Origin of the sequence: Alteromonas sp. McT4-15 (genome assembly GCF_020515205.1) — a bacterium.
GTDB lineage: Bacteria > Pseudomonadota > Gammaproteobacteria > Enterobacterales > Alteromonadaceae > Alteromonas.
The window spans coordinates 1-14,155 of sequence record NZ_JAJALG010000039.1; the positions used below are offsets into that span (position 1 = coordinate 1).

The following is a 14,155-nucleotide window of genomic DNA, read 5'->3' on the forward strand; positions in this document are numbered from 1 at the left end:
ATAAAAAAATCCGATGGCAAATGCTCATCGGATTTTTACATCTATAAAAGATCGGTCAACCGATCGCTAAAACTTTTCTTAACTGATCGGCATTAGGCAAACGCCGGCTTTTAATTTACACTAATATTTCTTTTAATTAGCGACTACTGACTCATCAGAGATAGGTAGTGCAAGTGCATCTGAGGCCAAGTAACCCGCAACCTCTTTTTGCATTTCAGTTGTTACTGCAGCATTTGATGCAGGGTTTAAGCTTGACGCGTGAGCGCCACTATTAAACAACACCAACGCACTGATAGGATCTGTGCCCGGGCCCTGTGTAGTAGTAACTTGCTCTAGACCGATTATCTGTGCCAATGGTAACTGACCTGCTAGTGGTAACGCTGTGCTTACAGGAATTACCTGATCAGGTAGGTTTGCCTCACTACCATCACCGACAACAGTCATCATGTGAACTGGAGTTGTCTCGCCCAGTGTAGTGGCATAGTTAGTCGGGTCCCCTGCATCCATCACCGATTGAGCTGCAAAGGCGAATTGAGAGAACACTGCGTTTACCGCTGCCGCTTGCTCAGCCGTTAAATTAGCTTCAAACGTTGCTACCGCAGACGCCAATTCCGCTTCTGATACGTCTGTCGTACCATAAAGCTGATTAAGAAGAGCCACAAAGTCTTCAGACGCTTGAGAAAGCAACAAGCCTTTAATAAGTGGGCCAAATGCTGGTGACTCAAGAAGGAACTGCGCAATACCACCTCCAGGTGACTCAAGCGATGCTTGCTTAACAGCGAACATGCCGTCTAACGCCGCTAGGTCACCACCCATCGATGTATTAGCAACCGCTGCGAAATTACCACCAGTTATTGCACCTAGCGACACACCCATAATAGAAACGCGACTAGTATCAAACTTCACGTTTTGCGCTGCGGTAGTATCTACCACTGCGTTTAGACCTAAACGCAAACCAAGTAAGTCAGAAACACTCTGACGCAGGTTGTCTCGAGCAGTTGGCAAGCTTGCAAGGTTCATATAGTGCGTTGCACTTACTGTCGTTGCGTTAAGCTCATCAATACCATCGCCATTTAAATCAAAACCACGACTGCCGTGAAGCGGTTGGTCAATAGCAATAGTTGCGATGCCAGCAAGAGACAAGGTTCCTGTAATAGCAAGCATGTCTTCTTTTTGGCTAGTAATACCGTGAGCAAGGATAACAACAGGCCATCCCGCTTCAGGCATTGCAATTGGGAATCCAAGCGCACCAGCAACAGCTGGGTTTGGTACCGTTACCTGCACGTCTAAGGTCTCGTTGCCCATGTTCCCGCCATTTGGCTGAGGGAAAGGATTGAACTTAGTAATATTTCGTGCACTGTCTAGCATTTCACCGTTTACACGGACATCAGCTAAACCTAAACCTGAACACAATACGGCATTGGGACCTGCAGTTGTAGATTCGCTCGCCAGTACTTCTTGTGGCGTACCTGCTAACACAATACCGCTGTCACATGCTGCTTTCCAGAAAGTATTTACTGGGGCAAGAGGGTTCTCTGCGCTCGGTACACCCAAGAAATAAGGTAGTGCAATGTTACCTTCGTAACGTTGTGCCGCACAGAATGGGCCTGCTTGCGCAAGAATACCGGTTGAAACCGCCACTGCGAAGTCGTTTACTAAACCCCATTGTCCAGCCAATTGGCCCGTGACCGTACCTGTTAATCCAGCACATGTTTGTAATGCACTGAAATCAGTTGCATCAATAAGTGGGATAAGAGGCGCAGCTTCAGGTGGTAGGTTCTGTTTGCCAAGTGCTATAGCACCAGCAACGGCTTCAGCGCTGACTAGACCAAGTGCTTCCATTGCAGTTGGTGCTACGTCTACATCACCAACAACAATGGCCGGAAGTGCCTGTCCTGCGGTTTGATCACCTGCAGCTGCACGCATAGCAAATTCACTTACCATTACTTTTTTGATGGTATCTAATGAATTGGCAACTGATTGTGTTGTAAACGCTGATACATAAGTAATTTCTTCGCGAGCATAACCTGCGCCAATGAGCGGGTTAACCAATGAATTTACTAAGCCTTGTAGTGACAGCTGTGCATCACTTGAAAGTGGGTTGGTATTGATATCTTGGCGAACAGAATCCCATGTAGTAGAACCCTGTACAGATTTACCTGACGAATCTTTTAGTGCCGTTGTCATAACCAACATGTGACCCTTAGCAGGCTTAAGTGGCTTTAACGGCACAACAGAAATAGTATTGCTATCGACTAGGCTTAAAACGTAGTCAACACCAAAAGTAAGTTGATCGCCCAACTTACAACCAGCAGATGGTGTAGTAATCTGTGCACAGTCAGGGTCAGACTGGTCAAGACCTAATGTTGCTTCGAATAATAACACACCCGCAGAAAGTGAAGATGCGTCTAATGAAGTACCAGGAGGCGTTTGTACATCAATGACAAATGGATGCTGTGTTGACCAACCGTCCAAAACGTTCAGTGCGTTTTGAGGGTCACCAAAATCCGTAGGATCAGCTACAGGAATGTTAAGTGTGTAATCGAAGAAACCATCATCGCCCGGAAGCATTAGAAGGTCATTAGGAACGTTTAAGTTGCCAGCAGCTGGATCAAAAACGATACGTGAAAATGGCGTTTGGACTTCTGTTTCGGCCTGAATGTCAGAAAGGGTTTCATCGGAGCCACCACAGCCTGCTAGACCCAGCGCAAGGGCCACACTGGAACTTAATACGAGTTTTCTCATCTCTACTCCCTACAAGCATTGTTGTTATTCTTTGTCTAAAACTAAGCCTTTGATAATTGGCTCTCTCTACCTCGTTCCTGCGAGCGTAGAAAAGTGCTTTAAACATGTTAGACCAGTTGTATCTTCCTCAATCTTATTGACTTTGTTGCAACTTTGCAAAGTTTTGTTAACCAGTTTTGTTAACTTTTTTTACGTTTACTAAGATTTTTCATTGAATGTTTTACTTGTGACTCAGTCTGAGTATGATCTCGTGCAATATAAAGCGCGAAACATTCGCGGGTTAATACTATGTATTCGAAGGACAATCATGAACGACTATAATGCACCGCAAGATTTACTTAAGGGCAAAATTATTTTAGTGACTGGTGCAGGAGATGGTATCGGTGCAGAAGCTGCACGTACATATGCTGCGCATGGTGCAACTTGCATTCTATTGGGCCGAACTGTCGCCAAACTTGAAGCTGTTTACGATGAAATAGTCGCCGCGGGTGGCGAAGAGCCAGCTATTGTGCCGTTAGATTTAAAAGGTGCAACGCCAAGTCATTACCAACAAATGACGCAAACTATCATCGATCAATTCGGTCGCCTTGATGGGGTATTACACAATGCATCTATTCTCGGTCACTTAAGTGCGTTTAAAGACATCGACGCGCAAGAATGGCAGGATGTTATGCAAGTAAACCTCAATGGTATGGTTTACATGACGCAGGCGCTTATCCCTGCGCTTGAAAAAGCCGATAACGCATCAGTAATTTTTACTACATCGAGTGTTGGTAGAAAAGGCCGCGCGTTTTGGGGCACCTACGCGGTTTCAAAGTTTGCAACAGAAGGTGTAATGCAAACGCTGGCAGACGAATATCAAAACAAATCACTGCGTTTTAACTGTATTAATCCTGGTGGCACACGCACACATATGCGCGCTCAAGCATTCCCAGCTGAGAATCCAGAAACGTTGAAAACACCAAAAGACATTATGCCAATGTATTTATATTTAATGGGTAACGAGAGTGTGAATGTAAATGGCCAATCTTTAGATTGCCAACCTAAGTAGAAGACTAAAGCGAAAGAAGTCTAAAGTGCCACACAATAAAAAGCCGCTAATAAAATAGCGGCTTTTTGATTTTTAACGCAATCGACGCTGCCCTACTCGCCTATTTTGGCCCAAGTATCGCGCAAACCAACGGTGCGATTGAATACAGGTTTATCGTCCGTGCTGTCCTTATCGACACAGAAGTAACCTGTGCGTTCAAACTGCCATGCACCTACCTCAGGGACATTATTAACAAGCCCTGCTTCTACCCAACCTTGTTTAATCTCAAGAGAATCTGGGTTTATCGCATCGGTGAAGTCGTCTTCAGCTGCTGGGTTAGGAACATTAAACAAACGGTCGTACAATCTGAATTCCGCCGCCTGTGCAGTTGCTGCGTCAACCCAATGAATAACCCCTTTAACCTTGCGGCCATCCGCTGGGTCTTTACCTAACGTGTCTGGATCATACGTACAGTACACAGTTGTAACATTGCCCTCTGCATCTTTTTCGACGCGATTGGCTTTAACCACGTATGCATTGCGAAGACGTACTTCTTTGTCTAAAACCAAACGTTTGAATTTTTTATTAGCAGATTCACGGAAGTCTTCTGCTTCAATAAACACTTCGCGACTAAAACCAATATTACGCGTGCCCATTGCGTCATCATTCGGATGATTTGGCGCAACCAAGGTTTCATGCTTGTCTTCATCATAGTTTTCGATAACAAGCTTGATTGGGTCGAGTACGGCCATAGCACGTGGTGCATTTACATTGAGGTCATCTCTAATGCAGGCTTCAAGCATGGACATTTCAACCATGTTATCCATCTTGGTTACACCGATTCGCTTACAAAACTCAACAATTGAGCCTGGCGTATAGCCGCGACGGCGCAAACCGGCGATTGTGGGCATACGTGGATCGTCCCAACCGCTTACGTGATGTTCATCAACTAATTGAATTAAACGACGCTTACTGAGTACAGTGTACTCGAGGTTAAGACGTGAAAACTCGTACTGACGCGGTGTGCAGTCAATGCTGATGTTCTCAATCACCCAGTCGTACAGTCTTCGGTTATCTTGGAATTCCAGGGTACACAATGAATGTGTAATCCCCTCGATAGCATCAGAAATACAGTGCGTAAAATCGTACATAGGGTAAACACACCATTTATCACCCGTTTGGTGATGGTGTGCGTGCTTAACGCGATAGATCACAGGGTCGCGCATACACATAAATGGTGATGCCATATCAATTTTGGCTCGCAAACTACACTCGCCTTCCTGGTAGTCGCCCGCTGTCATTTTGGCAAATTCACGCTTATTTGTTTCAACATCGGTGTCGCGATACGGACTATTTTTTCCTGGCTCTTTTAGCGTACCGCGCATTTCACGCATAACATCTTGCGAAGAAAAATCGACGTATGCCAAGCCCTTATCGATAAGTTCGTTGGCATATGCGTGTAACTGATCGAAATAGTTTGATGAATACCGTTCATCACCATCCCACGTAAACCCAAGCCACTCAACATCTTCTTTAATTGAGTTAACAAAAGTAATGTCTTCTTTTGCTGGGTTAGTATCGTCGAAACGCAAATTACATGTACCGGTATAGTCTTGTGCAATACCAAAGTTCAGGCAGATCGACTTTGCGTGGCCGATGTGAAGAAAACCATTTGGCTCTGGTGGAAATCGCGTTTTGATAGCGTCATGTAACCCACTGGCTAAGTCTTTATCAATTATTTGACGGATAAAGTTGGTCGGACGATGTTCAGTCTCGGCCATTCGCATGTTCCCCTTATGCACTAATAAATCTATAAAAATTTTTTGCAGTATAACACTGTCACAATTAGATCAACCATGTTTTATTAAGTAAAGCCTAACAACTGATGGAATAAAGACCACAAGTTGTAACAAATTGGTCACTAATGGTCTGAAACGTTTGTAAAAGGCATCAAAATACAGGTAACAATAAAAAACTGTGGTAATCTAATTCGTGCGATAACACTGTCGTAGCAGCAAAATATGGTGTTTATGAAAGAAAAAGCAACCTCATTCGATATAGCGCACTTAGCAGGCGTATCACAGTCTACGGTTTCAAGAGCATTAAATAATAGTCCGCTCGTAAATCAAGAAACACGAGACCGTGTACAGCGAATTGCTCGCGAACTTAACTATAAAGTAGATAAAAACGCGAGTAACTTGAGGAAACAAAAAAGCAGTACCATTGCCTTGTTGTTGTTTGAAGACCCTACTTCTGATGACTCAATGATTAATCCGTTCTTTCTGGCGATGTTAGGAAGTATTACACGTGCCTGTGCGCATGCAAATTATGACCTTTTGGTTTCGTTTCAAAACCTAGAGGACGATTGGCATGCAGAATACGAGGATTCTAATAAAGCAGATGGCATTATTTTACTCGGCTACGGCGACTATACCGATTACCAAACAAAGGTTGCTCAGCTAGAGTCACAGGGAACCCATTTTGTTCGCTGGGGCGCGCCAGATGAAGCTCATCCAGGGGTGAGTATTGGGTGCGACAATTTCCAAGGCGGGCAAAGTATTACTGAGCATCTACTTTCGCTAGGCAAAACTTCATTTGCCTTCCTAGGAGATAATGGGGAACACGCACCTGAATTTAAAGCGCGTTTTGATGGATATTACCACGCACTCAGTGCCAATAAGTTGAGCCATCGAAGTGTACAGCGCAATGCAATCTCTACAGAAGATGCGGGGGCGTTGGCAGTGAAGTCGCTTATTGAAAGCAATGAGTTGCCAGAAGCTATCGTGTGTGCCTCAGACCTTATTGCGATGGGTGCCCTTAGAGCGCTGCGTCAAGCAAAAATTAGTGTCCCCGAACAAGTCGCTGTGGTGGGTTACGACAATATTGCTGTGTCTGCGTATACCACGCCCGCGCTAACCACCGTCCAACAAAATACCAAGCTTGCGGGAGAGCTACTGGTCAATACGTTGCTAAAAGCAATTAATAATGAAGCCGTGGAAGATTACTTAATGCCAGCAGATATTATTATCCGACAATCTTGCGGCAGCGATAAAGCAGTAGAGCTTTAGAGCACAAGGCAACTAAAAGCCAATAATCAACTAAAAAGCGCCATTAATTAGGCGCTTTTTAGTTTCCGGTATATTTGTAACGCTCTCGTTATTGTCTTGATAACTGAAAGCGCACAGCTTCTAGTAATGCTTCATTAGAAGGTGCCCCCTCTAACACCCACACTTGTACGCCATTAGGTGCAACTTGAGATTGCAACGCTTGTCCTTTTTCTATTGTGCGTTTTTCACCGCTTAGGCGCTCAACCCATTCGCCTTCTTGCAAATAGTTGCTCACAGTGAAATTGTCTGCTTGGTCACTTTTATTCAACAGCACCAATGCTGTTTGTGCGTTATCTTGATTTTGCAGTACGCGGTAAAATATTGCTTTGTGGCCATTTAATTCCACATTAACTTGAATGCCACGCTGCAACGCTGGTGTTGTCTTTCGCACGTTTGCAATGCGTTTTAGCGCGATACCTATGGGGTGAGACATAGCACTATCGAGTACATCTTGCCCCACGTAGTTTCGGTTACCAGCATGTTCAGCCGTACCACGCATGTAACCTACCTCTGACCCCATATATACAACAGGTATTCCACGCACCGTAAACAACCAGTTGTGTGCGTTAATAAATCCCTCATCAGTAGCATTCATACGCGCCATATCGTGGTTGTCGTAAAACGTAGTAAGTTCATAAGGGTTTTGATAAGGGCCATGCGTAAGATATAGCACCTTTTCAAGTGCTGAAAAATCACTTTCAAGTGGCTTTTCAAACACTGAAACCATCGCTTTTTGCATTGGGAAGTCTAGAACACTTACGCCACCATTTTTCTTCAGTGTATGCTGTGCAATATTATTTGCTTCATAGTCAAAGCTTTCGCCAAACATAAAGAAGTCAGGGTTTTCTGCACGGATTCGGTCTGAAGCTTCTCGCCAAAATGAATGTGGGACATGGCGAATAGTATCTATCCTAAACGCATCAGCACCTTGCGATATCCAATACAGATAACTATTAATCAAATAGTCTCTCACCAATGGATTTTCATCGTCTAAGTTAGAAAGCTTTACTAGGTCTGGGTAGTTATGAAAAAAAGCGTGTAATGGATTATTTTCTGGGTCCAGTTCTTCAGGTGCTAAATTTCCATGATCTGCCACCAATTTCCCCTGAGCATCATACAGCTCTCCGTATCCCGGTAGATCTTTTTCCATGGTAAAACTAGGGCTGCCATGATTGGCAACAATGTCGAATACCGATTTAAGACCGTGTTTTTCGCGCATTTGTGTTGTGTAATCTTTTACACTGAGATCATCACTTACCAGGTGTTCATCGGCTTTGTAAAAATTAGTGGCCCAGTAGCCGTGGTAACCTGTTTTACCACCATCTTTAAAAGCGCCACCATAAGTAATAGGCTCATCACCATTGAATGCATAATCGGGATTATCTACTACTGGTGTCATCCATACAGCGGTGAAACCTAAATCGGCTATATAATCTGCATTATTCAAAATGCCTTTAAGATCGCCGCCCATATAACCCACATAGGCTTTTTTTCCGTCGGGTCCTTCAAGTGGTAGCTGCCAAGTTGGATGGTCGCCCCCCTGGTCTTCATGGTTGTTGCTAGGATCACCATCAACAAATCGGTCGGTAACAACAAAATAAACCGCTTCGCTGGCAAAAGGCACGTTAGTACCAACAATTTCCGTTTCATTTGTTTGCAACTGGCTATCGTTTTGTACATGCTGCGTTGAACATGCGCCGGTTAATAGCGAGGTCAAGGTTAATGCAAGTGCTTTTAGCTTAAAAGACATCGCGCTACTCTCCTTTTTCTTCTTGTAATGCGCTTGTATCTGCTTCTTTCACAAAGAATACTGCTATTGCGCCAATTAACATTGAGATACCCGCAACTACAATGATGTATTTTGCATCATTTTCAAATACGCTGCTTAAGATCCAGCCTGCAGTTAAACCCGATACAATTTGAGGTGCTGCAACGGTAAAGTTAAATATACCCATGTACACACCTGTTTTATTTGCTGGTAGCGCCCCCGCCAACATGGCGTAAGGCATCGCTAGAATAGCTGCCCATGCTATACCTACGCCTATCATTGGGATAAGTAATTTTACGGCGCCTAGAGGAACAGTAACCTCAGTGATAAGTAAATTTACGTTAACCATAGTCAGATCTTGGAACAACAAGAAGCTAACGTAGCTTATACCACCGAGTGCCAGTGCCCCCGCATAAACCATTTTTCGGCCAAACTTATCGGCTAAACGCGCAAGAAAAATTGAGAAGATAGCCGCGAATACTGAATAAGCAGCAAAGAGAATACCCACCCAATCACCGGCAGCGCCTTTCGCCATTGTGATTGTTTCTGGCACAACAGGCGCCGCAGCAATAAACGCGGGGTCAAACCATTGCTTATCCACGTTCCAAATATGCTGCGTAATAGCAGGTGTGGTGTAAACCCACATAATAAAAAGTGCAAACCATGAAAAGAACTGCACTACAGCAAGTTGCTTCATCGTCTTGGGCATATTGATAACAAGGTCAAAGAACTCGCCCAAACGCTTCAAAAGTGGGGCCTTTTCTTTAGACATTTCAGCAACATCGGCATCGCTTAAGCCCTTGTAGCGATTGTACTCATCTGGTGCATACTCTTTAGTGCGAATGACTGTCCAAATTACGGTACCAAGTAAAACCGTAGCACCAATATAGAACGCCCACATTACTGAAGGAGCAACCTCTCCCATTTGAGCAGTGTTCTCAAGACCAATTACGTTCGTTAACACAAACGGAAGAATAGAGCCAATAACCGCGCCAATGTTGATTAAGAGCGATTGAATCGAATATCCGACATTGCGCTGCGAAGGAGGCACCATATCTGATACAAGCGAACGGAATGGTTGAAAACATACATTAAATGACGCATCCATTAGTGCCACCATCAATGCTCCCATTAGCATAGGCGCTAAAAAGGCAACAAAGATTGGCGCGTTTGGCAACAGGATCATACCAATTACCGCAGCAATCGCCCCCGCTAATATAAACGGACGTCGTCGCCCTAATTTATTCCATGTTCTATCAGAAGCTGAACCCACTATAGGTTGTACAATTAGGCCCATAATAGGCGCGACTAACCAAAACAAAGACAGTGAATGTAGATCTGCACCTAAATCTGACAAGATTCGACTGACATTCGCGTTTTGCAGTGCAAAACCAAATTGAACACCTAAAAAGCCAAAGCTGACATTCCAAATTTGCCAAAAAGACAGGCGAGGTTGTGTTGTTTGCATAGTTTGCTCTATTTATTGTTAATATTAAAACTGCGAGTTATTGTGCAATGAAGACAGTGGCAGACATCGCTGGTAAAGATAGCACATCTGAAGTGCGCATAACTTTGCCATCGTCTAATCGTGTAATTTTAGTGTAGCGCCCTAACAGTTCGCGGTACTGACTTAAAGCAACATCGGTTTCTTCTTTATTCAAAATGACCATCAGTGCGCGAGACTTATCGTTTTCATTCACTCTAAAGTAGGTGTACACGCCATCCTTTGGTGCATAATGTTTCAACTCGCCTTCAAAAAGTGCTGGGTATTCGCGGCGTAGTGAAAGCAGCGATTTTGTTCGTTGCTGTGCCCAGCGCTCCTCTTCAGACAGACCTTTACCACTGAACGCGTTTTTATCCGTGTCCTCTTTCCAGCCCCCCGGGAAGTCAGTACGAATAACGCCGTGGTCTGTTGTCCCCTCGTTTTGCATTAAGATTTCTGTGCCGTAAAACACCTGAGGTATACCGCGCGTTGTTAAGAAAAACGTCATCGCCATATTCCACTTACGCACATCATGTCCAAGTTGAGTAAACACACGGCTCATATCGTGATTGTCAGCAAAGACAACGAGGTTATTTGGCTCTGCATACAAAAAGTCAGTTGCCAGTGTTTCATAAACACTGATGAAACCTGAATTCCAACTCTCTGCACTATCAAGTGCTTTTACCAAAGCAGTTTGTAATGGAAAATCCATGACCGATGGTAAGGCGCTGACGTAGTTGTCATGTTTATGACTGCCTCGTTGCCAGTATGCAGTTATAGCAGGGTTCACTGACCATTCTTCACCGACAATATTAAGGTTTGGATACTCCTCAATAAGGCGTGTAGTCCACTGGCTAAGAAAGTCTTTATCAGGATAAGAGTATGTATCTACACGGATACCACTTAAATTTGCGAATTCGACCCACCATATAGCGTTTTGAATAAGGTAGTTAGCAAGGTGAGGATTGCGCTGGTTCAAGTCGGGCATTGTGGGAACAAACCAGCCATCGCTAAACCCAATTTTATCGCTTTCTACGGCGTGAGGGTCATGCAGCGATTCACGCTTATGCGTCGTACCCACAAATACACCATTATTGTTAATCCAATCTTGCGAAGGCTTGTCCTTCATCCATTGGTGAGTGCTGCCAATATGGTTTAAGACCATATCCATAATAATACCGATACCCGCTTCACTCGCTTTTTCGCTAAGCTCGACATAATCTTGGTTGGAACCGAAGCGCGGATCTACTTGATAATAATCTGTTGTTGAATAGCCGTGATAGCTGTAATTATCCATCGCATTTTCAAGTAGAGGCATCGTCCAAATTTGGGTAAAGCCCATCTCTTTAACGTAACCGAGATTATCTATTATTCCTTTGATATCACCGCCATGTCGACCGCCTTTTGCAGCCCTATCGACTGTGTCCTTATAGCCCTCGACGTTGTCATTTGAAGGGTCACCATTAGCAAACCGATCTGGCGCTATAAGATAAATAGCATCTTTAGGACTAAAACCCTGTCTCTGTGCTGAACCCGCTTTGCGTTTAAGCAAAGAATATGATTTTTCGCGAACCGTTCCATCACTGTCGGTAAAGGTTAAAATGACTTCGCCTGCTTTGGCTTTTTCAGTATTTAACGTTACAAATAAATAGTTTTCGCTATCTAGTGCTTGGGTTTTCGTAATACTTACAGCGCCTTTTGAAACCATTACGGTATCGTCTGCTATATCATCGCCATAAACCATCAACTCTACGTCGCTAGCTGCCATATCTACCCACCAGTTTGGCGGCGAAACCGTAAGTTCATTGGCAATTGTGGGAAACGCTAAACTTGCTATGGCCAATAAACACGCCGATGAGGAATAACGATTTTCTCGGCTTATTAGGTTAGCTTTTTTAAAATTTATGGTTGCCACTGTGACCTCTTGTTAAAAATACGTTAAGCAGATGAAGGTACGTTGATACTACCTTTGTTCTTAAGTAAGACCAATGCACTGCATACGTATTCACGGTGCTAAGCAGCAAGCCTATAGTCACAGCGAGCAGAATTTGTACGGCTTAATTGAAAAGGCCAGGTAATTACCTGGCCTTGAGCGAATTAATTAAAAAGTGAAAGTGGTGTTAAAACGCAAACACCTTAGTTTCAAGCCCTTTAAGTGTTAGCTCAGCAGTAAAGTGCTCACCGCTATCGCTTATAACAACGTCTTCGTGGCTAAGTAATGCTGTAAGCACTTGCGAAGGCGCCGACTTAGAGATTAGGGTTTTAGGAAGAGATAATGTAATATTATCAACCTCGCTCTCTTCGAAATTAGCAACAACTACAAACCCTTTTTGCTCGTTTATTCGCGCAAATGCAAACTGCTGTTCGCTATAAGCTGAACCTTGGGTACCAAGGTTTAGGTCGTGAAGGTTAACGAAGTCCCCTTTTATTGCTGAGTTAGAAGAAACGATAGCCATAACGTCTTCGTAAAACTCACGCAGTGCCAACTCGTCTTTGGTAGAGCCACCGCCATCAAACTTACCGTTATTCATAAAACGTTGATGGGCAGGAACACCTACATAGTCAAAAATAGATGTTCTAGTAGGATCACCAAAGCCGGTCTCTTCACTGCCATCTTCACCAACATCTTGACCAAAATACAGTAGCGTAGGTGATGCACTTATAAGTGCACTTACCGCTAGTGCCGGCTTGCCTTTTTCTGCAGATCCGGCAAAACCTGGGCTTGCGATGCGCTGTTCGTCGTGATTTTCAAGAAAATGTAGCATATGTGGCGCAATATCACTGACCTCAGAATGAATAGCGACCAACTCACTGACTCTCCCCTTTCCTTGCATTATCTGCTTCAACGTATCGTAAAAGCCTACTTTATCGTAAAGATAGTCCATCTTCCCTTTATGAATGTAATCTCGATATTTGTCAGGCTGATACACTTCAGCTAAGAGGAATGCATCAGGATTTTTTTGTTTAATGCTGCTATTTAAGAATGACCAAAACTCAACAGGTACCATTTCAGCCATATCGTAGCGAAAACCGTCAACACCTTTATCTAACCAATAGTGCGCAATATCTCTAAACTTATACCAAGAATCTGGTAGTACTTTGTCTTGCCAAAATTGAGCGTGCTGTTCAATACCTTGGTTAGCATAATTCGCTGGTAACAACGGAAAATCATAAGTGCCGTCTGGCCTTACACCATAATTCACCTTAACGGTTTCATACCAATCGTTGATATCTGGCTTAGCAGCTCGTGCGCCATTTCCCGTCCATTTTGCAGGGAATTCATCAAACTTTTGATCACTTAACGGGTGTGGCTCGCCACCCAACACTTTATAGTTTTCAGATGTAGGTACTTTAAAACCTTCGCCAACGACATAATAAAAATTGTTATTCTTAGCATACTCCACAGACGTATCGTCGTTTTCACCAAAATCAGCGACACCTTCTGGTGCGGAAAGCGAGCGATAGTCTCTAGCGACATGGTTTGGCACAATATCGATAATCACTTTCATACCCGCTTCATGAGTACGCTTAATAAGCGCTTCAAACTCCTCTAAACGCCTTGCTGGGTCAGTTGCTAGGTCAGGATTGACGTTGTAATAGTCTTTTACAGCATAGGGAGAGCCAGCCCTGCCCTTGATAACATCAGGATCATCTTGTGAAATACCGTACTCGGTATAGTCTGTTACTAATGCATGATGTGGAACACCAGTGTACCAAATGTGACTTGTACCTAGCGCTTTAATAGCGGCAAGAGCTTGTGGGGTAAAGTCTTCAAATTTACCCACGCCGTTTTCTTCTAGTGTGCCCCATGCTTTGTTGGTCGTATTGGTGTTACCAAATAGCCTCGTAAACACCTGATACACAACAGGCTTACCAATTCGTTCATCGCTTATGTACTGCACAGTATCGTCATTGGTTTGTTCAACGCTTTGTGCTACTGGGGCAGATTCAGCTTTGTTGGTGTTCATAGTTGAAGAGTCGGTGCATGCTAATAATCCTATGGACAGCATAGCAAGCGTAAG

8 protein-coding genes are annotated in these 14,155 nt (G+C 43.9%); 2 read left to right on the top strand and 6 right to left on the bottom strand.

Annotated elements, in window-relative coordinates; all coding sequences use genetic code 11:
- Positions 1 to 132 precede the first annotated feature (132 nt).
- A complete protein-coding gene (locus LHL20_RS18315; RefSeq protein WP_226434308.1) occupies positions 133 to 2,745 on the bottom strand; it encodes a VolA/Pla-1 family phospholipase in 2,613 nt (870 codons plus the stop codon).
- Positions 2,746 to 3,052: 307 nt separating this feature from the next.
- Here LHL20_RS18315 and LHL20_RS18320 point away from each other — a divergent pair, with 307 nt between their 5' ends.
- Positions 3,053 to 3,796 carry a YciK family oxidoreductase gene (locus LHL20_RS18320; RefSeq protein WP_226434309.1) on the top strand — a complete coding sequence of 248 codons (744 nt, stop codon included), beginning with the start codon at positions 3,053 to 3,055 and terminating at the stop codon, positions 3,794 to 3,796.
- 92 nt (positions 3,797 to 3,888) lie between these two features.
- On the opposite strand, the gene glnS is transcribed toward LHL20_RS18320, so the two are convergent.
- Positions 3,889 to 5,556 (bottom strand): glutamine--tRNA ligase, encoded by a 1,668-nt coding sequence (gene glnS, locus LHL20_RS18325; RefSeq protein ID WP_226434310.1) that lies wholly within the window; start codon positions 5,554 to 5,556, stop codon positions 3,889 to 3,891.
- A gap of 249 nt (positions 5,557 to 5,805) precedes the next feature.
- Between glnS and LHL20_RS18330 the strand changes: the two genes are divergently transcribed.
- Positions 5,806 to 6,843: a LacI family DNA-binding transcriptional regulator gene (locus LHL20_RS18330; protein WP_226434311.1), complete on the top strand. Its 1,038-nt coding sequence runs from the start codon at positions 5,806 to 5,808 to the stop codon at positions 6,841 to 6,843.
- Between the two features lie 88 nt (positions 6,844 to 6,931).
- On the opposite strand, the gene LHL20_RS18335 is transcribed toward LHL20_RS18330, so the two are convergent.
- The 4 genes from LHL20_RS18335 to LHL20_RS18350 form a co-directional block, all read right to left on the bottom strand.
- Complete coding sequence (locus tag LHL20_RS18335) at positions 6,932 to 8,632, bottom strand: alpha-amylase family glycosyl hydrolase (protein WP_226434312.1); 1,701 nt, start codon at positions 8,630 to 8,632, stop codon at positions 6,932 to 6,934.
- Positions 8,633 to 8,636: 4 nt separating this feature from the next.
- A complete protein-coding gene (locus LHL20_RS18340) occupies positions 8,637 to 10,118 on the bottom strand; it encodes an MFS transporter (protein ID WP_226434313.1) in 1,482 nt (493 codons plus the stop codon).
- A gap of 37 nt (positions 10,119 to 10,155) precedes the next feature.
- On the bottom strand, positions 10,156 to 12,039 hold the full coding sequence (locus tag LHL20_RS18345; protein ID WP_413228907.1) for a glycoside hydrolase family 13 protein: 1,884 nt from the start codon (positions 12,037 to 12,039) through the stop codon (positions 10,156 to 10,158).
- 214 nt (positions 12,040 to 12,253) lie between these two features.
- The gene (locus LHL20_RS18350) at positions 12,254 to 14,101 is read right to left on the bottom strand and encodes an alpha-amylase family protein (protein ID WP_226434314.1); all 1,848 of its coding nucleotides are present in this window, start codon (positions 14,099 to 14,101) and stop codon (positions 12,254 to 12,256) included.
- Positions 14,102 to 14,155: the final 54 nt, after the last annotated feature.